The sequence below is a fragment of the Vulcaniibacterium thermophilum genome (assembly GCF_007923255.1).
Classification (GTDB): domain Bacteria; phylum Pseudomonadota; class Gammaproteobacteria; order Xanthomonadales; family Xanthomonadaceae; genus Lysobacter_F; species Lysobacter_F thermophilum.
Window position 1 is genome coordinate 31362 of the sequence record NZ_VOHJ01000009.1, and the last position, 20899, is coordinate 52260.

Here is a 20899-nt window from a genome sequence, read left to right on the forward strand (position 1 = left end):
CCGCGCAGGCCGGCCCGCGCAACGTCGCATCAAGCCCGCGAATTATATACATGACCCCCACCAAGCACGCCCGCGTCCTCATCCTCGGCTCCGGCCCCGCCGGCTGGACCGCGGCGATCTACGCCGCACGCGCGAACCTCAAGCCGATGGTGGTCACGGGCCTGCAGATGGGCGGCCAGTTGATGACCACCACCGAGGTCGACAACTGGCCGGGCGACGCGCACGGCCTGATGGGGCCGGACCTGATGGCGCGCATGCAGGCGCACGCGGAACGCTTCGACACGGAAATCGTGTTCGACCACATCCACAGCGCGGACCTCTCGCGCCGTCCGTTCCGTCTGCGCGGCGACAACGGCGAATACACCTGCGACGCGCTGATCATCGCCACCGGCGCCACCGCGAAGTACCTGGGCCTGCCGTCGGAGGAGCTGTTCAAGGGCCGCGGCGTGTCCGCCTGCGCCACCTGCGACGGCTTCTTCTACAAGGACCAGGACGTCGCGGTGATCGGCGGCGGCAACACCGCGGTCGAGGAGGCGCTGTACCTGTCGAACATCGCGCGCAAGGTGTACCTGGTGCACCGCCGCGACACCCTGCGCGCCGAGAAGATCATGCAGGACAAGCTGTTCGCCAAGGCGCAGACCGGCAAGATCGAGACCGTCTGGCACCACGTCGTCGACGAGGTGCTCGGCAACGATGCCGGCGTCACCGGCGTGCGGGTGAAATCGGTGCTCGACGGCGGCACGCGCGAGATCCCGATCCACGGCCTGTTCGTGGCGATCGGGCACACGCCGAACACGTCGCTGTTCGAGGGCCAGCTCGAGATGCGCAACGGCTACATCGTGATCCGCTCCGGGCTCGAGGGCATGGCGACCCAGACCTCGGTGCCGGGCGTGTTCGCCGCCGGCGACGTCGCCGACCAGGTCTACCGTCAGGCGATCACCTCGGCCGGCTTCGGCTGCATGGCGGCGCTCGACGCCGAGAAGTTCCTGGACAAGGAAGGCTGATGCTGCGGATCAGCGCCGACCCCGGCGAACTGGACGTCGCGCTGATCCACGACTACCTCGCCCGCGAGTCGTACTGGGCGCAGGGCATTCCGCGTGCGACGCTCGAGCGTGCGCTGGCGCATTCGATCTGCTACGGCGGTTACGTCGACGGCCGCCAGGTGGCGTTCGCGCGCGCCGTCAGCGACCACGCCACGTTCGCCTATCTGGCCGACGTGTTCGTGCTGCCCGCGCATCGCCGCCGCGGCCACGCGCGGGCGCTGGTCGCCGCGCTGATGGCCGATCCGCGTCTGCAGGGCCTGCGCCGCTGGCATCTGGTCACCCGCGACATGCAGCCGCTGTACGCGCAGCTCGGGTTCGGCGCGCTGACCGAGCCCGAGCGGCACATGCAGAAGCACGATCCGGACGTCTACCGTCGCAGGACATGAGCGAAGCGCGCCTGCTGCACACGCTCGCGGACGTTCCGGCCGCGCAGTGGGACGCGCTCCACGACGGCCGCAATCCGTTCGTCGCGCATGCCTTCCTGCACGGGCTGGAAGTCCACGGCTGCCTGCAGCCGCGGTTGGGCTGGACGCCGCGTCACCTCACGCTGTGGGAGCGCGGCACGCTGATCGCGGCGGCGCCGGGCTATCTGAAGACCAATTCGCACGGCGAGTTCGTGTTCGACCACGCCTGGGCGCACGCGTACGCGCGGCACGGGCTGCACTACTACCCGAAGTGGCTGTTCGGCGTGCCCTACTCGCCGGTCACCGGCCCGCGCCTGCTCGCGCGCGACGCCGCGGCGCGGCGGCGGTTGCTGCATGCGGCGGTGGAGTCGGCGCGCGCGGCCGGGCTGTCCTCGGCGCACGTCAACTTCCATCGCGAGGACGAGGACGAGGCCTTCGACGACGCCTGGCTGCCGCGGCTGGACGTGCAGTACCACTGGACGCGCCGGGAGGGCTGGACGACGTTCGAGGACCTGCTCGGCGCGATGGACCACCGCCACCGCAAGAACATCCGCCAGGAGCGCGCCCGGCTCGCGCGCCAAGGCATCCGCTTCCGCACCGTGCACGGCGACGAAGCCAGCGCCGGCGATCTGGCCGCGATGCACGCCTTCTACCGCGACACGTTCGCGGCCTACGGCAACCATCCGGCGCTGACGTTGCCCTTCTTCGAGCATCTCGCCCGCACCATGCCGCGCGCGCTGGTGCTGTTCCTCGCCGAGCGCGACGGCCGCACCGTCGCCGGCGCGCTGTGCCTGCGCGGCGGCGACACCCTCCACGGCCGCTACTGGGGAACCCGCGAGGCGCTGCCGGGGCTGCATTTCGAGACCTGCTACTACCAGGGCCTCGAGTACTGCCTGCGGGAGGGCCTGCGCCGCTTCGAGCCGGGCGCGCAGGGCGAGCACAAGATCGCGCGCGGCTTCCTCCCCGCCCTGGTGCGCAGCCGGCACTGGATCGCGGACGACCGTTTCCGGTCCGCGCTCGCCGCCTGGTGCCGGGAGGAGGCGGCGGCGGTGCGCCGGCACGCCGTCGCGCTGGCGGCGCACAGCCCGTTCAAGCAGGATCGCCCCGATGCCCCGCCTGCCGGCCCTGCTACCGCCTGACCCCGAGGCGTCGTTCCCGCCCGCGGAAACCGCGTTGCGGGAGCCCGACGGCCTGCTCGCGGTCGGCGGCGACCTCAACCCGGCGCGCCTGCTCAACGCCTATCGCGCCGGCGCGTTCCCGTGGTACGCGCCCGGACAGCCGATCCTGTGGTGGAGCCCCGATCCGCGCACGGTGTTCCGCACCGACGGCATCCGCCTCGGCTCCAAGTTCCGCCGCGGCCTGCGCCGCAGCCGGTGGGTGGTGTGCGCCGACACCCGCTTCGACGAGGTCATCGCCGCCTGCGCCGACATCCCGCGCGCCGGCCAGCCGGGCACCTGGATCACGCCCGAGATGCGCCAGGCGTACCGGACCATGCACCGCCTCGGCCATGCGCATTCGATCGAGGTGTTCGACGGGGACCGGCTGGTCGGCGGCCTCTACGGCATGGCGCTGGGGCGGATGTTCTACGGAGAGAGCATGTTCAGCGCCGAATCCGGCGGCTCCAAGGTCGCGCTCGCCGCGCTCGCCCGCGCCCTGCACGCGTGGGGCTGGCCGCTGATCGACGCCCAGGTCGAGAACCCGCACCTGCTCGCCCTCGGGGCCGAACGCTGGCCGCGCGACGCCTTCCTCGCCGCCAACCGCGCGCTCGTCGCCCAGCCGGAGCCGCCCGGCTCCTGGCGCGAGCGCTTCGGCGAGCGGGCGGCCGCGGATCTGGCCTCGCCGCCGACCGCCGGCTGACCGCGTTTTTGCGGCTTCACCGCCCGCATGGCAGAATCCGCGGCTTCGCGGGCTCCGCCCGCTCCCCGTACAAGCACAACCGCATGGCTAAAGACGACGTGATCGAATTCGAGGGCACGGTGTCGGAGACGCTGCCGAACACCATGTTCCGCGTGCGCCTCGAAAACGGGCACGAGATCATCGCCCACATTTCCGGTCGTATGCGGAAGAACTACATCCGCATCCTGACCGGCGACCGGGTCAAGGTGGAAATGACGCCCTACGACCTGACCAAGGGCCGCATCACCTACCGCATGAAGTGACCGCCGCGCCGGGCGCCGCGCCCGGCCGCGGATGCGCCGGAGCCGCCCGGCGTCGCACCGTCCGTCGCGATACGACGAAGGTCACGACGACTTCCCGCAGATCACTCTCCGGCGCGCTCCCGCTAGCGTGGTTCCGGGCTCACGACGAGCCGCACGAGGACCCACGCATGCGCATCCGGCTTCCGATCTTCCTTCTCCTGCTTTCCGCCTCCCTGCCCGCCATCGCCGGCGAGCCCGTCGAGGGCTGCGTCGACCTCGGTCCCGGCCACCAGGCCTACCGCTACGGCAGCCAGTTCGTGCTGGTGCGCGACGGCGAGTCGCATTACCGGCTCGGCGTGGACGACTGCGGCGATCTCACGATCTCCACCCGCTTCGCGTTCGACACCGAGGGCACCGCCGGCCGCATCTGCGCCAGCGGCACCCGCGTGCGCCTGAAGAACGCCACCTGTTCCGCGTCGTCGCTCGAACGCATCGACGCCGGGACGTTCGCCCGCCTGCGCAAGCGCTCGCGCTGAGCGCGGCGGCGCCGCTTCCGCGGAGTGGCAGAACGCGAAGGGCGGCCCCGGGGCCGCCCTTCGTCGCGCCTGCGCATCCCGCGTCTACACCGTCGCCGGCAGCAGCCGCTCCGGTTCGGGCTGGGCCTCGACGTGCAACTGGTTGTCGCGCACGTCGATCAGCACGCGGCCGCCGTCGACCAGCTTGCCGAACAGCAGCTCGTCGGCGAGCGGGCGCTTGATCTTGTCCTGGATGACGCGCGCCATCGGCCGGGCGCCCATCTGCGGGTCGAAGCCGTGCTGGGCCAGCCATTCGCGCGCCACCGGGGTCGCGGTGAGCGTGACGTTCTTCTCGTGCAACTGGCTCTCCAGCTCGATGAGGAACTTGTCGACCACGCGCAGGATGTGCTCCAGACCGAGCGGATGGAACTGGATGACGGCGTCCAGGCGGTTGCGGAATTCGGGCGAGAACCCCTTGCGGATCGCTTCCATGGCGTCGGTCGAATGGTCCTGCTTGGTGAAGCCGATCGAACGCCGCGAGGCGTGCGCCGCGCCGGCGTTGGTGGTCATCACCAGGATGACGTTGCGGAAGTTCGCCTCGCGGCCGTTGGTGTCGGTCAGCACGCCGCGGTCCATCACCTGCAGCAGGATGTTGAAGATGTCCGGGTGCGCCTTCTCGATCTCGTCCAGCAGCAGCACGCAGTGCGGCGTCTTGACGATCTTCTCGGTCAGCAGGCCGCCCTGGTCGAAGCCGACGTAGCCCGGCGGCGCGCCGATCAGGCGGCTGACCGAATGCGGCTCCATGTACTCGGACATGTCGAACCGCACCAGCTCGATGCCGAGCTGCAGCGCGAGCTGCTTGGTGACCTCGGTCTTGCCGACGCCGGTGGGCCCTGCGAACAGGAAGCTGCCGATCGGCTTGTCCGGATTGGCGAGGCCCGAGCGCGCGAGCTTGATCGCCGACGCCAGCGTCTCGATCGCCTCGTCCTGGCCGAAGATCACCATCTTCAGGTTGCGTTCGAGATTGCGCAGCACGTCCTTGTCGTTGGCCGACACCTGCTTGGTCGGGATGCGCGCCATCTTGGCGACGATCATCTCGATCTCCTCGGTGTCGATGGTGGTCTTGCGCTGGTCGGCGGGCAGCAGGCGCTGGCGCGCGCCGGCCTCGTCGATGACGTCGATCGCCTTGTCCGGCAGCAGGCGGTCGGCGATGTGCTTGACCGACAGATCGACCGCGGCCTGGATCGCCTTGTCGTCGTACACCACGCCGTGGTGCGCCTCGTACTTCGGCTTGAGCCCCTTGAGGATCTCCACCGCCTCGCCCACGGTGGGCTCGACGATGTCGATCTTCTGGAAGCGGCGCGCCAGCGCGCGATCCTTCTCGAAGATCCCTCGGTATTCCTGGAACGTGGTCGAGCCGATGCAGCGCAGCTCGCCGGACGACAGCGCGGGCTTGATCAGATTGCTCGCGTCCATCGTGCCGCCGGAGGCGGAGCCCGCGCCGATGATGGTGTGGATCTCGTCGATGAACAGGATCGAGTGCGGGTGCTTGCGCAACTGCGCCAGCACCGCCTTCAGCCGCTTCTCGAAGTCGCCGCGGTACTTGGTGCCGGCCACCAGCGCGCCGAGGTCGAGCGCGTAGATGGTGGCGTGCGCCAGCACCTCGGGCACCTGGCCGTCGACGATGCGCTTGGCGAGGCCTTCGGCGATCGCGGTCTTGCCCACGCCGGCCTCGCCCACGAACAGCGGGTTGTTCTTGCGACGCCGGCACAGCACCTGGATGGTCCGCTCCACCTCCTCGCCGCGGCCGACCAGCGGGTCGATCCGCCCCTCGCGCGCGAGCTGGTTCAGATTGACCGCGTACTCGCTCAGCGCGTCGCCCTTCGGCTCGCCCTCGCCCGGCTCGCCGCCGGCGGCGCCCTCCTCGCCGTGCGCGTCCTCGGCGCCGTGTTTGGTGATGCCGTGCGACAGGTAGTTGACGACGTCGAGCCGCGCGATGTCCTGCTGGTTGAGGAAGTACACCGCGTGCGAATCCTTCTCGCCGAAGATCGCCACCAGCACGTTGGCGCCGGAGACTTCCTTCTTCCCCGACGACTGCACGTGGTAGACCGCGCGCTGCAGCACGCGCTGGAAGCCGAGCGTCGGCTGGGTATCGCGGTCGACCCCGTCGGGAATGATCGCGACGGTGGTGGCGATCACCTGCTCCAGGTCGTGGCGCAACCGGGCGAAATCGCAGTTGCAGGCCTTGAGCACCGCCTCGGCCGAGGGATTGTCGAGCAGCGCGAGCAGCAGGTGCTCGACCGTCATGAACTCATGACGGGCTTCCCGCGCGCGCTTGTAGCACTGGCCGATGCTGTACTCGAGATCTTTGCTGAACATGGGCATCAAGCCTCCGAGAACGTCTGCGCCTTAGGTGGGGGCACCCGTCCGCTTTTCCATCTCCGGAGCCGACGCCGCCGTACGGCTCTTCTTAGGCCCTTTCCATGGTGCACAACAGGGGGTGCTGGTGCAGTCTTGAATATTCGTTCACCTGCGCCACCTTCGACTCTGCGATCTCGCGGGTGAACACGCCGCAGACGCCGCGACCGCGCGTGTGCACGTGGAGCATGATCTGCGTCGCCTGTTCGATGTTGAGCGGGAAGAAACGCATCAGGACTTCCACCACGAAGTCCATCGGCGTGTAGTCGTCGTTCAGCAGCACCACCGAGTACAGCGGCGGACGCGCGAGCTCCGGCTTGCCGGTCTCCACGAGTACGCCGTGGTGATGTTCGTGCTCGGTTTTCTTTGACATGCGAACCAGTATACGAAGCGTGAGCGCGGCCGACGGTGCGTGCAAGCGGCGTGGACGGGCTCCCGGTTTCCCCGCACAATCGTTCAGCCAACCGGAGAAACCGCCATGCGCCCTGCCGTCGTCCTTGCCCTGCTCGCAACGCTCTGTCTCGCTCCGGTGGCGGCCGCCGCCGCAGAGCCCGACCCTCTCATCGGCCGCCAGCTCAAGTCCCTTGATTACCAGTACGAAATCGACGACGACGGCGATTACCAGCTCGTCTTCGAACTGGACGACGGCCGTACCCAGCTCGTGTTCGTGCGGTCGACGGTGGAGAGCTTCGGCTCGGTGCGTGTGCGCGAGATCTGGTCGCCCGGCTACGAATCCAAGGGCTCCGACCTGCCGGCCGCGGTGGCCAACCGCCTGCTGGCCGACAGCCAGGACAGCAAGCTCGGCGGCTGGGTGAAGCAGGACAAGTACGGCGTGTTCGTGGTCAAGATCCCGGCCGACGCGGATGCCGAAACCCTCGACGACGCCATGGCAGCCGCTTTCCGCACGGCCGACCAGATGGAAGCCGAGCTGACGCCCGGCAAGGACGCGTTCTGAGGTGAGCTACCGGGAGGGCCGCTTCTGGCAGCCGGACGTGACGGTCGCCACGATCGTCGTGGACGGCGGGCGGCTGCTGATGGTCGAGGAGGCGGTGCGCGGCGCGCTGGTGCTGAACCAGCCGGCCGGGCACCTGGAACCCGACGAGACCCTGCTGCAGGCGGCCCGCCGCGAGACGCTCGAGGAAACCGGCTGGGAGGTCGAGCTCACCGCGTTCGTCGGCGCCTACCAGTGGAAGGCGCCGGACGGACCGGACGGTCCCGGCCGGCACTACCTGCGGTTCGCCTTCGCCGCGGTGCCGGTGCGGCACGACTCCGTCCGCACCCTCGACGAGGGCATCGTCCGCGCGCTGTGGATGACCCCCGCCGAGCTGCGCGATGCCCGCCCGCGCCACCGCAGCCCGCTGGTCTGGCAGGCGGTCGCCGACTTCCTGGGCGGGCAGCGCCACCCGCTGCACCTGGCTCGCCACCTCGCATGAGCGGGGTGCGCACGATCGTCGGCATCTCGGGCGGCGTCGATTCCTCGGTCGCCGCCCTGCTGCTGCGCGACGCCGGCGAACCCGTCGCCGGCCTGTTCATGAGCAACTGGGCCGACGACGGCAGCGGCGACTGCCGCGCCGAGGACGACCGCCGCGACGCGGTGGCGGTGTGCGGGCGCCTGGGCCTTCCGATCCACTTCCGCGATTTCTCGCGCGAATACTGGGACGGCGTGTTCGCGCATTTCCTCGCCGAGTACGCCGCCGGACGCACGCCCAATCCGGACGTGCTGTGCAACCGCGAGATCAAGTTCAAGCATTTCCTCGACGCCGCGCACGCGCTCGGCGCCGGGTTCATCGCCACCGGGCACTACGCCCGGGTGGAGCGCCGCGGCGACCGCCACCTGCTGCTGCGCGCGGTCGACCGCAGCAAGGACCAGAGCTACTTCCTGCACCAGCTCGGCCAGGCGCAACTGGCCGCCACCCGCTTCCCGCTCGGCGGCCTGCTCAAGCGCGAGGTGCGCCGCATCGCCGCCGAGGCCGGTCTGCCGACCGCGGCCAAGCGCGACTCGACCGGCATCTGTTTCATCGGCGAACGCGACTTCCGCGAGTTCCTGTCGCGCTACCTGCCCGCCCGCGCGGGCGAGATCCGCACCCCGGCGGGCGACCGCATCGGCGAGCACCCGGGGGTGTTCTACTTCACCCTCGGCCAGCGCGAAGGGCTGAACATCGGCGGCGTGCGCGGCTATGCCGCGGCGCCGTGGTACGTGGTCGGCAAGGACGTGCGAGGCAACGTGCTGTACGTCGACCAGGGCGCGGACAGCCCGTACCTGCGTTCGCGGCGCCTGTGGTCGGAGCCCGCGCACTGGATCGCCGGCCAGCCGCCCGCGTCCGTGTTCCGCTGCTCGGCCCAGACCCGCTATCGCCAGGCGGACGAACCCTGCGAAGTCCGGGTGAGCGACGACGGCCGGCTTGAAGTCCGCTTCGACCGCCCGCAACGTGCGGTCACCCCCGGCCAGTCGGTCGTGCTGTACGACGGCGAGGTCTGCCTCGGCGGGGCGGTGATCGAACGAACCGACGCTCCGCTGGAGCAACGCTTGGGAGCACATGCCGCATGACGCCTGGCCCGTCGCGACCGCAACCGATGTCCGAGCGCGCGCTGGCGCTGGCCGGACTCGTCCAGGCGCTGGCCCAGGTGCGCCGCATCGCCGAGACCGGCCAGGCCCACGCCGCCACCCTGGCGACCGCGATCGATTCGGTGTTCCGCTTCCAGGCGCCCAGCACCGCCGCGGTGTACGGCGGCGCCGAGCGCGTGCGCGACGGGCTGGTGCTCCTTCGCGATTACTTCGAAAGCCGCGGCCAGGACGAGCAGTTGCCGCGTCTGGCCCTGTCCGTGCTGCAACTGGAACGGCGGTTCGCGCAGGACGAGGACATGATGCGGCGGGTCCGGGAGGGACTGCAGGCGCAGACCGCGCGCGCCGCGCAGCTCGGCGGCACGCATCCGGACGTGCTGTCCGCGCTCGGCGCGCTCTACGCCGACACCCTGAGCCACCTGCGTCCGCGCGTGCTCGTGCAGGGCAATCCGCATTACCTCGGACAGCCGGGGGTGGTCGCCGAGGTGCGCGCCGTGCTGCTCGCCGCCGTGCGCTCGGCCATGCTCTGGCGGCAGCTCGGCGGCAGCCTGTGGGACCTCACGCTGCGGCGCCGCGCGCTGCTGGAAGCGGTGCGCGCGCACCTCGGCTGAGACCGCGCAGGCGTGCCGATCGCTGCAGGAAGGTCGCCGTTTCCGGCATAATTGGGCGCTTGACGCCGGCGCCGTCTCCGCGCGCCGCGCGGATTCTCCCCTCCTCGCTGCAGCCACGGAGCCCCACATGGCCGACTCCTTCGCCACCCGCGCGCATCTCGACCTCAACGGCAAGACCTACACCTACTACAGCCTGCCGAAACTGGCCCAGCGCTTCGATCTGGCGAAGCTGCCGTACTCGATGAAGATCCTGCTGGAGAACCTGCTCCGGCACGAGGACGGCGTCACCGTGCTGCCCGAGCACATCGAGGCGGTCGCGAAGTGGGATCCGCTGAAGGAGCCGGACACCGAGATCGCGTTCATGCCCGCCCGCGTGGTGCTGCAGGACTTCACCGGCGTGCCCTGCGTGGTCGACCTCGCCGCGATGCGCGACGCGGTGACGCGGCTGGGCGGCAACCCGGCCCAGATCAATCCGCTGATCCCGTCCGAGCTGGTGATCGACCACTCGGTGCAGGTCGACGTGTTCGGCCGTCCGGACGCGCTCGACCTCAACGGCAAGATCGAGTTCGAGCGCAACAAGGAGCGCTACAGCTTCCTGCGGTGGGGCCAGAAGGCGTTCCGCAACTTCAAGGTGGTGCCGCCCAACACCGGCATCGTGCACCAGGTGAACCTCGAGCATCTCGCGCGTGTGGTGGTCGAGCGCGAAGTGGACGGCGTGCTGCAGGCGTTCCCGGACACCGTGTTCGGCACCGACTCGCACACCACCATGATCAACGGCATCGGCGTGCTCGGCTGGGGCGTCGGCGGCATCGAGGCGGAAGCGGCGATGCTCGGCCAGCCCTCGTCGATGCTGATTCCGCAGGTGGTCGGCTTCAAGCTGACCGGCAGGCTGCCGGAGGGCTCCACCGCCACCGACCTCGTGCTCACCGTCACCCAGATGCTGCGCAAGCTCGGCGTGGTCGGAAAGTTCGTCGAGTTCTTCGGCGACGGCCTGCAGCACCTGCCGCTGGCCGACCGCGCCACCATCGCCAACATGGCGCCCGAGTACGGCGCCACCTGCGGCATCTTCCCGATCGACGCCGAGGCGCTGAACTACCTGCGCCTGTCCGGCCGTCCGGAGGCGCAGATCGCGCTGGTCGAGGCCTACGCCAAGGCGCAGGGCCTGTGGCACGAGCCCGGCCAGGCGGAAGCGCAGTACTCCGCGGTGCTGCATCTCGACCTCGGCGACGTCAAGCCGTCGCTGGCCGGCCCGAAGCGCCCGCAGGACCGCGTGCTGCTGCAGGACGTGCAGGCCAACGCGCGCGACGCGATCGCCGGCCTCACCGCCAAGCGCACGCCGAAGGCGGCGGTCGAGACCATGGCCGCCGAGGGCGGTGCGCAGCCGCAGGCCGCGCACCTGGCCGCCCGTCCGATCTCGAAGCTGCGCATCCAGGACCAGGACTGCGAGCTCACCGACGGCTCGGTGGTGATCGCCGCGATCACCTCCTGCACCAACACCTCCAACCCGGCGGTGATGCTCGGTGCCGGCCTGCTGGCGCGCAACGCCGCCCGCCTCGGCCTGAAGGCCAAGCCGTGGGTGAAGACCTCGCTCGGACCGGGCTCGCTGGTGGTCACCGACTACCTGAAGAAGGCCGGCGTGCTCGACGATCTGGAGAAGCTCGGCTTCTACGTGGTCGGCTACGGCTGCACCACCTGCATCGGCAACTCCGGCCCACTGCCGGACGAGGTCTCGCGCGCGATCGCCGAGAACGACCTCGTGGTCGCCTCGGTGCTGTCGGGCAACCGCAACTTCGAGGGCCGCGTGCACCCCGAAGTGAAGATGAACTACCTCGCCTCGCCGCCGCTGGTGGTCGCCTACGCGATCGCGGGCACGGTCGACATCGACCTGAGCAAGGATCCGCTGGCGCACACGCCCGACGGCAAGCCGGTCTACCTGCGCGACATCTGGCCCAGCAACAAGGAGATCGGCGACGTCATCGCCGCGACCATCGGCCCGGAGATGTTCGCCAAGAACTACGCCGACGTGTTCAAGGGCGACACCCGCTGGAACCAGATCGAATCGCCGGAGGGCGAGTCGTACGAGTGGGACGCCTCGTCGACCTACATCAAGAACCCGCCCTATTTCGACGGCATGAGCATGAACGTCGGCACCATCGACGACGTGCACGGCGCGCGCGTGCTGGGCCTGTTCGGCGACTCGATCACCACCGACCACATCTCGCCGGCCGGCAGCATCAAGAAGGACTCGCCGGCGGGCCGCTACCTGATCTCGCGCGGCGTGCAGCCGGCCGACTTCAACAGCTACGGCTCGCGCCGCGGCAACGACGACGTGATGGTGCGCGGCACCTTCGCCAACATCCGCATCAAGAACCTGATGCTGGGCGGCGAGGAAGGCGGCAACACGATCTACTTCGGCAAGGACGGCTCGCGCGAGAAGCTGGCGATCTACGACGCGGCGATGAAGTACAAGGCCGACGGCGTTCCGCTGGTGGTGATCGCCGGCAAGGAATACGGCACCGGCTCCTCGCGCGACTGGGCGGCCAAGGGCACCAACCTGCTGGGCGTGAAGGCGGTGATCGCCGAGAGTTTCGAGCGCATCCACCGCTCCAACCTGGTCGGCATGGGCGTGTTGCCGCTGCAGTTCCTCGACGGCCAGAACGCGCAGACGCTCGGCCTCGACGGCACCGAGACCTACGACATCGTCGGCCTCGCCGACGGCCAGTCCAAGACCGCCACCGTCATCGCCCGCAAGGCCGACGGCGGCGAGGTCCGCTTCGAGGTGCGCGTGCTGCTGCTGACGCCGAAGGAAGTCGAATACTTCCGCCACGGCGGCATCCTGCATTACGTGCTGCGCCAGCTCGCCGCGAAGAAGGCCGCCTAAGCCGCTGCGGATCGGGCGGAAGCCCCGCCCGCGCCAGCGGCGCGGGCGTTCGGAAGGGCCGCGCGGCAGTGCCGCGCAAGCGGCCCTTCCTCACCCGCCACGGCGGCATCCTGCATTACGTGCTGCGCCAGCTCGCCGCGAAGAAGGCCGCCTAAGCCGCTGCGGATCGGGCGGTCGCGCCGTGTCACGCCATAGACCCGCGGCCCGGCGTCCTTCGATAAGTTCAGGATGAACGAGCCGGGCCCACCGTGTTTGCAGCGCGGCCAAATGGATCCCGGCTTTCGCCGCGATGAGGGGCAAGGGAATCTCGCGGGCGCGTTCGCCGGCTGTGCAACGGCGCGCGACAAGCCTTCTTGCCGCTCCCATCCCGTCGCCCCGGCGAAGGCCGGGGCCCAATTCGTCCCGACCCAACCAATGGATCCCGGCTTTCGCCGGGGTGACGACCAATGGAACCGCGCACTGGTGCTAGTGCGTTGCGGCTGTGCGCAGGTAACAGCGCGCGACCAGCCGCCCCATCCCCGTCGTCCGGCGAAAGCCGGGGCCGATTGGTCCCCGACTGAGCTTGTCGAAGGACGCCGGCATGGCGACGGGCAAAGCGCGGCGCGGCAGCTACAGACGCGGCTCCCACTCGGCGCTCACCAGCCGCCACTCGCCATCCTCGAGGCGCCATCCGGTCACCACGTCGTACGCCTGTGCGCTGCCGGGCAGCGCGCCCGCACCGCCCGTCAGCATCGCGGAGCCACGCACCGTCGCGCGGCGCTCGTGCAGCTCGACCTGCAACGGCCCGAGCACCACGCCGACCCGGCGGTAACGCAGGAAACTGATCTGCGCGAGCCGCACCGCGTCCTCGCGGTCCATGCCGTCGTTGCCGACGAAATCGTCGGCGAGGAACCCACGCAGCTCGCCGGCGTCGCGCGCCTGCACCGCCCGTTCCAGATCGGCGATCCGCTCGCGCAGCGCATCCTCGGCGCTCTCCCGCCGGCACGCCGGCAGGCACGACAGCAGCGCCACCAGCATCCACATCAGCACCCCGCGCCGACCGCGCATCGAACCTCCCGAGGCGTATTGCACAGCGCCTTGTCACTGCCGGGGGCCTATGCTCCAATCCGGCGAAACCCGTACGGTGCCGAACCGCGCGCGGCAAGACAACAGGTGCAAGGGGGAGAACGATGAGTCTGGAACGCCCGTGGCTTGCGGAATATCCGGCCGGCGTGCCGGCGGAGATCGACGTCAACCAGTATTCGTCGATCGTGGCCATGCTGGAGGAGTCGATCGCCCAGTTCCGCGACCGGCCCGCGTTCTCCAACCTCGGCAAGCAGATCACCTACGGCGAGCTCGACCGCCTCAGCCAGCAGTTCGCCGGCTACCTGCTCGGCGAGCTGAAGCTGAAGAAGGGCGATCGCGTCGCGATCATGATGCCCAACTGCCTGCAGTACCCGGTCGCGCTGTTCGGGGTGCTGCGCGCCGGCCTGACGGTGGTCAACACCAATCCGATGTACACCGCGCGCGAGCTGAAGCATCAGCTCGAGGACTCGGGCGCCAGCGCGATCCTGGTGCTCGACAACTTCGGCCATGTCGTGCAGCAGGTGGTGCGCGAGAAGCCGATCAAGGTGATCGCCACCGGGCTGGGCGACATGCTCGCCTTTCCGAAAGGCGCGGTGGTCAACTTCGTGCTGAAGTACGTCAAGAAGATGGTGCCGGATTACGACATTCCGGGCGCCATCCGCTTCCGCGATGCGCTCACGCTCGGGCAGATGCACCGCCTGCCGGAGATCGACATCCTGCCGGAGGACATCGCGTTCCTGCAGTACACCGGCGGCACCACCGGCGTCGCCAAGGGCGCGATGCTCACCCATCGCAACATGATCGCCAACATGCTGCAGGCGGCGACGTGGTTGGGCGATCGCATCAATCCGGGCGGCGAGACCATCATCACCGCCCTGCCGCTGTACCACATCTTCGCATTGACCGCGAACTGCCTGGTGTTCATGCGCATCGGCGGGCTCAATCACCTCATCACCAACCCGCGCGACATGCCGGGCTTCGTGAAGGAACTGAAGAAGGTCCGTTTCAGCGCGATCACCGGCGTCAACACGCTGTTCAACGGTCTGCTCAACACGCCCGGATTCGACGAGATCGACTTCTCCTCGCTCAAGCTCACGCTGGGCGGCGGCATGGCCGTGCAGCGCGCGGTGGCGGATCGCTGGAAGAAGGTCACCGGATGCACGCTGATCGAGGCGTACGGCCTCACCGAAACCTCGCCGGCCGCCTGCATCAACCCGATGGACCTGTCCGACTACAACGGCTCGATCGGCCTGCCGATCCCCTCGACCGATGCCTGCGTGAAGGACGACAACGGCAACACGCTGCCGGCCGGCCAGGTCGGCGAGCTGTGCATCAAGGGCCCGCAAGTGATGAAGGGCTACTGGCAGCGTCCTGACGAGACCGCCAAGGTGATCGACGCCGACGGCTGGCTGCACACCGGCGACATGGCGAAGATGGACGAGCGCGGCTACTTCTACATCGTCGACCGCAAGAAGGACATGATCCTGGTCTCGGGCTTCAACGTGTACCCGAACGAGGTCGAGGACGTGATCGCGATGATGCCGGGGGTGCTGGAAGTGGCGGCGGTCGGCGTCCCCGACGAGAAGTCGGGCGAGGCGGTGAAGGTGGTCATCGTCAGGAAGGACCCCAATCTGACGGCTGAGCAGGTCAAGGCTTTCGCGCGCGAGAACCTCACCGGCTACAAGCAGCCGCGGTACGTCGAGTTCCGCACCGAGCTGCCGAAGACCAACGTCGGCAAGATCCTGCGCCGGGAATTGCGCGAGCCGTCCAAGCCGGCGGCCTGATCGGGCGACCGTGGCTGCCGCGTTGCGGCCGCGGATCCGTGCGGCCGATGCCCGGCTCGTTCGTGGATGTTCGGGTCGCGGCTGAAGCCGCTCCTGCACGGCGGGGCGAAGCTTCGGCTGCACCGGGCGCGCGGTGGTCATGGGGGTCGGTCGCGGCTGAAGCCGCTCCCACGCGGACGATGGCGGAGTGCGGGGCGGGCGCCCTGCTCAGGTCGCGAACTGCTCGGTGAGCATGCGTTCTTCGAGGTTGTGCTCGGGATCGAACAGCAGGGTCACGGTGCGGTCGCGCGATTCGCGCACCACGACCTCGACCACGTCGCGCACCTCGTGCGAGTCGGCGGTGGCGCTGACCGGCCGCTTGTAGGGATCGAGCACGCGGAAGCGCACTTCGGTATCGGACTTCAGCAGCGCCCCGCGCCAGCGGCGCGGACGGAACGGCGCGATCGGCGTGAGCGCGATGACCGAGGCGCCGAGCGGCAGGATCGGCCCACTGGCGGAGAAGTTGTAGGCGGTGCTGCCCGCCGGCGTGGCGACCAGCACGCCGTCGCAGATCAGTTCCTCCAGCCGGTTCTTGCCGTTGAGCACCACCTGCAGGTGGGCGGCCTGCCGCGTCTGGCGCAGCAGCGAGACCTCGTTGTAGGCCAGCGAACCGACGGTGGCGCCCGACTCGGTCTGCGCCAGCATCTCCAGCGGTCGCAGCACCGCGGGTTCGGCGGCGGCCAGACGCGCGAGCAGGTCCTCCTCGCGCTGCTGGTTCATGAGGAAGCCGATGGTGCCGAGCTTCATGCCGAACACCGGCTTGCCGAGCGCGCCGAACCGGTGGAGCGTCTGCAGCATGAAGCCGTCGCCGCCGAGCGCGACCAGCACCTCGGCCTCCTCCGGCGCCCGCTGCCCGTGCTGCGCGACCAGCCGCTGCAGTGCGCGCTGGGCGTCGTCGGCGGGACTGGCGAGGAAGGCGATGCGGGGCGTGGCGGTCATCGGCGGCATCCTGTCGGCTCCTGGTCCGAAGCATACCGGTTGACGGTGGCGGTTCGTCGCCACGGCGCCATGCGGTGGCCCGTCGCCTGTCCGTGAGCGCGTTGCGGCCGAGCCGCGCCGTGCTCGCTTCGTCGCGCGCGCACCACGGCCCGTCGCAGGGCGTGACTTCCGGCCAACGCGATCGCGTGGGCGCGGGCGCAAGGTCCGCGCCAGTCCACCGGGCGCGCCGTCATGAAACTCACCGAATCCGCCCTGCGAAACCCGGCTGCGGTCGCCGTCGCGGTCGCGCTGGTCATGCTGTTCGGACTGCTCGCGCTCGCCGGACTTCCGGTCCAGCTCTTTCCCGACATCGACCGCCCGCAGTTGTCGATCCAGACCAACTGGCGCGCCGCTTCGCCGCAGGAGATGGAGTCGGAGATCGTCGAGCCGATCGAGTCGGTGATGCAGGGCCTGCCCGGCATGGAGGAGATGACGTCCGACATCGGCGCCGGGTTCGGCGTGGTCAACCTCACCTTCGCCGTCGGTACCGACATGGAAGCGGCGCTGGTGGAGGTGCTGGCGCGGATGAACCGTCTGCCGCCGCTGCCGCGCGATGCCGACCGGCCGGTGGTGCAGACCGGCAACAACGACGCCAATGCCTCGCTCACCTACTTCTTCGTGCAGAAACTGCCGGGCACCGGCGGCGACATCCTCGACTACCGGCAGTTCATCGAGGACCGCGTGGTGTCGCGGATCGAGGCGGTGGAGGGCGTCGCCGGCGTCGAGATCAACGGCGGCGCCGGCGAGGAAGTGGCGATCACCATGCACGTGGATCGCGCCGCCGCGCTCGGCGTCGCGATCCCGGACGTGGCCGCGCTCGCCGCCCGCGCCACCGACGCTTCCGCCGGCGCGCTGGAGAACGGACGGCGCGAATACCTGCTGCGCTTCGCCGGCCGTTACGACCCGCAGGCGCTCGGCGATCTGATCCTCGCCTGGCGCGACGGACGGCCGGTGCGCCTGGGCGACATCGCGACGATCGAGGTGCGCCGCCCCGAGCAGCGCTTCTACGCCTACCAGAACGGCAATCCGGCGATCGGCTTGCGCATCCTGCGCGAGAACGGCGCCAACGTGCTGGCCACGCTGGATGCGGTGAAGCAGGTGGTCGAGGAGGTGCGCGAATCGGAACTGCGCGAGCGCGGGCTCGACATCCGCCAGAGCTTCGACGCCTCGGTGTTCATCAACCGCGCGATCGGCCTGCTGTCCGGCAGTCTGACGGTCGGCGTGCTGCTGGCCGTGGGCTGCCTGTGGTGGTTCCTGCGCGATGCACGCGCGACGCTGCTGATCGCGAGCGCGATCCCGATCTCGCTGCTGGCGACGTTCATCGTGCTGGACCTGGGCGGGCGCAGCCTCAACGTGATCTCGCTGGCCGGTCTCGCGTTCGCGGTCGGCATGGTGATGGACGCGGCGGTGGTGGTCGCGGAAAACGTGCTGCGCCTGCGCGAAGCCGGCCTGCCGGCGCATCGCGCGGCGCTGGAAGGTACGCGTCAGGTCGCCGGTGCGCTGTTCGCCTCGACGCTCACCACCATCGCGGTGTTCCTGCCGGTGACGTTCATGGAGGACGTCGAAGGCCAGCTCTTCGCCGATCTGGCGTTGACGATCTCGATCGCGGTCGCGGTGTCGCTGCTGGTGGCCGTCACCGTGCTGCCGGTGAGCGCCGGCCGCTGGCTGCGTCCGGGCGGCGCGGCCGCCAGCACCGGCGGCGGTTGGCCCCGGCTGACCGCCTGGGCGATGCGCGTCACCGACGGACGCCGCCGGCAACTGGCGTGGATCGGCGGGCTGGTGCTGCTGCCGGCGGCGCTCGCGATCGCGCTGCTGCCGCGTATCGATTACCTGCCCCCGGTCAAGCGCGCGGCGGTGGACGCGTTCTTCAACTTCCCGCCCGGCATGAGCCCGGCGGCGGTGAACCGCGAGTACGCGCCGATCCTGCTCGAGCGGATGGCGCCCTACATGCGCGGCGAGAAGCAGCCGCAACTCAGCAACTGGTATCTCAGCCTGTGGCCGGGCGGCGGCACCATCGGCGCGCGGGTGGTCGAGCCCGAGCGGATCGGCGAGCTGGAACGCATCATGCGCGAGGAGATCGTCGTCGGTCTGCCGGACACGCGCGCGTTCGCCAGCGAGGGCGAACTGTTCGGCGGCTTCGGCGGCTCGGCGCGGGCGATCGCGATCCACCTGCAGCACAGCGACGGCGATGCGCTGCTGCGCGCCGCCGAACGCGGCCGGCAGCGGCTCACCGAGCGCTTCCCCGGCGCCAACGTGCAGGCCTGGCCGCAGGGCGACGGCGCCGCGCCCGAACTGCGCGTGCAACCCGACGACCGCCGCCTCGCCGAAGCCGGCTGGCAGCGGCCGGAACTGGCGACCGTGGTGCGCACGCTCGGCGACGGCCAGTGGCTGGGCGAGTACTTCGACGGCGAACGTCGGCTGCCGATCATCCTGCGCGGCGACCGCGGCGATGCCATCGAACGGCTCACCGCCGCGCCGCTGGCGACGCCGCGCGCGGGCACCGTCAGCCTGGGCGCGCTGGCGACGGTGGACACCGTGCTCGCGCCGAACCAGCTTCGCCGCGTCGACCGCCGGCGCACCGTCACGCTGACCGTCGATCCGCCCGCCGACCTGTCGCTGGAGGAGGCGCTGGAAATCGTCGAGCGCGACGTGGTGCCGGCGCTGCGCGAGGCGCTGCCGGCCGACGCCGCGGTGCGCGTCGCCGGCAGCGCCGACCGCCTGTCCGGGGTGGTGCGCAGCATGGGCGGCAACTTCGCGATGGCGCTGCTGGTGCTGTTCATGCTGATGGCGGCGATGTTCCGTTCGCTGAAGGACAGCGCGTTCGTGATGGCCACGCTGCCGCTGGCGCTGCTGGGCGGCGTGCTGGGCCTGCGCGCGCTCGACCTGGCGGCCGGGCAGACGCTCGACCTGCTGTCGATGATCGGCTTCGTGATGCTGCTGGGCATGGTGATCAACAACGCCATCCTGCTGATCGCGCAGGCACGCGACGGTCAGGCGCAGGGGCTGGCGCTCGACGATGCGATCCGCCAGGCGCTCGACCAGCGCATGCGGCCGATCATGATCGCCGCGCTCACCGGCGTGGTCGGCGCGCTGCCGATGGCGGTGAACCCCGGACCCGGCGCGGTGATCTACCGCGGCCTGGCGGCGGTCACCGTGGGCGGCGTCGCGCTCAGCCTGCTGTTCACCGTCGTGCTCGTGCCCGCGCTGCTGCGGCTGGCGGCCTCGCTGCGCAGCGCGCATGCGGCTTCCCGCGCCGCCCCCCTCCCCCACGTCGATGCCGTCGAAGGTGCCCCATGAACGCTCTCCGCCCGCTTGCGCGCCACCCGATCGTCGTGGCGCTCGGCGCCAGCCTGCTGCTGCTGGCCACCGGCAACGCCCTGCTGCGCCGGCAGGCCGATGCCACTCCCACGCCGCCGGCGCCGCCCGCGCCGGCCGTCAGCGTCGCCGAGGCCGAGCGCGTCCGCTTCGCACCGCGCCAGTGGGTGCCCGGCAGCGTGATCGGCCGCCAGGACGCGCGCGTGGCCAGCGAATTCGGCGGCCGCGTCGTGCGCGTGGCCGAGGTCGGACAGGCCGTGCGCGCCGGCGACGCGCTCGCCGTGCTGGACGACACCGGCATCCGCCTGCGCGCGCAGGAAGCGCAGGCGGAGCTGGGCCGCATCCGCGCGCAGCTCGAGCTGGCGACCTCGCAGGAACGGCGCTACGCCGCGCTCGCCGCGCAGCAGAACGTCGCCCGCTCCCAGCTCGACCAGCTTCGCGCCGAGCGCTCGGTGCTGGCGCAGGAGCTGGCGCGGGCGCAGGCGACGCTGGCGCAGGTGCGCCATCAGCAGCAGCGGATGGTGGTGCGGGCGCCGTTCGACGGCGTGGTCGCCGAACGCATCGCGCAGCCGGGCGAGTTCCTCGCGCCGGGCGGCGCCATCGCGCGCCTCGTCGATCTCGCCACCCGCGAGGTGCAGGTGCGCGCGCCGGTGGATCTGGCATCGCATCTTGGCGTCGGCACGCCCGTGCTGCTGCGCGCCGCCGGGCCGTCGGGCTCCGCGGCGGCCACACCGCTGCGCGTGAGCGCGCTGGTGCCGGTAGGCGATGCCGCCTCGCGCCAGCTCGAACTGCGCATCGCGCTGCCGTCCGCCGGCGCCGCCGCCGCGTGGCCGATCGGCAGTGCGGTCGACGTCGGCCTGCCCCGCGGCCCGCAGCGCGAGGTGGTGGCGGTGCCGCGCGATGCACTGGTGCTGCGCCGGGAAGGCGACTACGTCCTGCGCGTGGGAGCGCGCGACGTCGCCGAGCGGGTCGGTGTCGAGGCCGGCGATACCGTCGACGGCCAGGTGGAAGTGCGCGGCGACGTGCGCCCGGGCGACCGCCTGATCGTCCGCGGGGCCGAGCGCGTACAACCCGGGCAAACGGTGCGCGTGCTGGCGGCCGCACCGCTCGCGCAGGCCACGCAGGCGCGCGCGGCGCGGTGAGCT

At 70.5% G+C, this 20899-nt stretch carries 18 protein-coding genes; 14 read left to right on the forward strand and 4 right to left on the reverse strand.

Annotation, left to right across the window (positions count from 1 at the left end; all coding sequences use genetic code 11):
• Positions 1–50: 50 nt before the first annotated feature.
• From trxB to FQY64_RS05540, 6 genes are all read left to right on the forward strand, one after another.
• Positions 51–1004, forward strand: coding sequence for a thioredoxin-disulfide reductase (gene trxB / locus FQY64_RS05515; protein ID WP_146472730.1), 954 nt, complete (start codon positions 51–53; stop codon positions 1002–1004).
• The gene (locus tag FQY64_RS05520) at positions 1004–1429 is read left to right on the forward strand and encodes a GNAT family N-acetyltransferase (RefSeq protein WP_146472732.1); all 426 of its coding nucleotides are present in this window, start codon (positions 1004–1006) and stop codon (positions 1427–1429) included. The genes trxB and FQY64_RS05520 overlap by 1 nt, the downstream gene beginning before the upstream one ends.
• The gene (locus tag FQY64_RS05525) at positions 1426–2586 is read left to right on the forward strand and encodes a GNAT family N-acetyltransferase (protein WP_146472734.1); all 1161 of its coding nucleotides are present in this window, start codon (positions 1426–1428) and stop codon (positions 2584–2586) included. Before FQY64_RS05520 ends, FQY64_RS05525 begins: the two co-directional genes overlap by 4 nt.
• On the forward strand, positions 2555–3304 hold the full coding sequence (gene aat / locus FQY64_RS05530; RefSeq protein ID WP_146472736.1) for a leucyl/phenylalanyl-tRNA--protein transferase: 750 nt from the start codon (positions 2555–2557) through the stop codon (positions 3302–3304). The genes FQY64_RS05525 and aat overlap by 32 nt, the downstream gene beginning before the upstream one ends.
• A gap of 83 nt (positions 3305–3387) precedes the next feature.
• Complete coding sequence (gene infA / locus FQY64_RS05535; RefSeq protein WP_027083105.1) at positions 3388–3606, forward strand: translation initiation factor IF-1; 219 nt, start codon at positions 3388–3390, stop codon at positions 3604–3606.
• 167 nt (positions 3607–3773) lie between these two features.
• Positions 3774–4121 carry a hypothetical protein gene (locus FQY64_RS05540; RefSeq protein WP_146472738.1) on the forward strand — a complete coding sequence of 116 codons (348 nt, stop codon included), beginning with the start codon at positions 3774–3776 and terminating at the stop codon, positions 4119–4121.
• Between the two features lie 84 nt (positions 4122–4205).
• Here FQY64_RS05540 and clpA read toward each other — a convergent pair whose 3' ends face one another.
• Both clpA and clpS read right to left on the reverse strand, forming a co-directional pair.
• Positions 4206–6479, reverse strand: a complete 2274-nt coding sequence (clpA, locus tag FQY64_RS05545; protein ID WP_146472740.1) for an ATP-dependent Clp protease ATP-binding subunit ClpA — start codon at positions 6477–6479, stop codon at positions 4206–4208.
• Positions 6480–6570: 91 nt separating this feature from the next.
• Positions 6571–6891, reverse strand: coding sequence for an ATP-dependent Clp protease adapter ClpS (clpS, locus tag FQY64_RS05550; RefSeq protein ID WP_144326903.1), 321 nt, complete (start codon positions 6889–6891; stop codon positions 6571–6573).
• A gap of 105 nt (positions 6892–6996) precedes the next feature.
• Between clpS and FQY64_RS05555 the strand changes: the two genes are divergently transcribed.
• From FQY64_RS05555 to acnA, 5 genes are all read left to right on the forward strand, one after another.
• Entirely contained in the window at positions 6997–7473 is a 477-nt protein-coding gene (locus FQY64_RS05555; protein ID WP_146472742.1) for a hypothetical protein, read from the forward strand.
• Between the two features lies 1 nt (position 7474).
• Positions 7475–7951 carry an NUDIX hydrolase gene (locus FQY64_RS05560; protein WP_146472744.1) on the forward strand — a complete coding sequence of 159 codons (477 nt, stop codon included), beginning with the start codon at positions 7475–7477 and terminating at the stop codon, positions 7949–7951.
• Positions 7948–9066 (forward strand): tRNA 2-thiouridine(34) synthase MnmA, encoded by a 1119-nt coding sequence (gene mnmA / locus FQY64_RS05565; RefSeq protein ID WP_146472746.1) that lies wholly within the window; start codon positions 7948–7950, stop codon positions 9064–9066. The genes FQY64_RS05560 and mnmA overlap by 4 nt, the downstream gene beginning before the upstream one ends.
• Positions 9067–9092: 26 nt before the next feature.
• A complete protein-coding gene (gene hflD / locus FQY64_RS05570) occupies positions 9093–9692 on the forward strand; it encodes a high frequency lysogenization protein HflD (RefSeq protein WP_146472748.1) in 600 nt (199 codons plus the stop codon).
• A 127-nt stretch (positions 9693–9819) separates the two neighbouring features.
• Positions 9820–12573, forward strand: coding sequence for an aconitate hydratase AcnA (gene acnA / locus FQY64_RS05575; RefSeq protein WP_146472750.1), 2754 nt, complete (start codon positions 9820–9822; stop codon positions 12571–12573).
• 609 nt (positions 12574–13182) lie between these two features.
• On the opposite strand, the gene FQY64_RS05580 is transcribed toward acnA, so the two are convergent.
• Positions 13183–13620, reverse strand: coding sequence for a nuclear transport factor 2 family protein (locus FQY64_RS05580; RefSeq protein ID WP_146472752.1), 438 nt, complete (start codon positions 13618–13620; stop codon positions 13183–13185).
• A 122-nt stretch (positions 13621–13742) separates the two neighbouring features.
• Here FQY64_RS05580 and FQY64_RS05585 point away from each other — a divergent pair, with 122 nt between their 5' ends.
• Positions 13743–15422, forward strand: coding sequence for a long-chain fatty acid--CoA ligase (locus FQY64_RS05585; protein WP_146472754.1), 1680 nt, complete (start codon positions 13743–13745; stop codon positions 15420–15422).
• 207 nt (positions 15423–15629) lie between these two features.
• Here the strand turns inward: FQY64_RS05585 and FQY64_RS05590 are convergent, their stop codons facing one another.
• Entirely contained in the window at positions 15630–16400 is a 771-nt protein-coding gene (locus FQY64_RS05590; protein ID WP_146472756.1) for an NAD kinase, read from the reverse strand.
• Positions 16401–16631: 231 nt separating this feature from the next.
• Here FQY64_RS05590 and FQY64_RS05595 point away from each other — a divergent pair, with 231 nt between their 5' ends.
• Entirely contained in the window at positions 16632–19736 is a 3105-nt protein-coding gene (locus FQY64_RS05595) for an efflux RND transporter permease subunit (protein ID WP_146472758.1), read from the forward strand.
• Positions 19733–20896, forward strand: a complete 1164-nt coding sequence (locus FQY64_RS05600) for an efflux RND transporter periplasmic adaptor subunit (RefSeq protein ID WP_146472760.1) — start codon at positions 19733–19735, stop codon at positions 20894–20896. The genes FQY64_RS05595 and FQY64_RS05600 overlap by 4 nt, the downstream gene beginning before the upstream one ends.
• Positions 20897–20899: the final 3 nt, after the last annotated feature.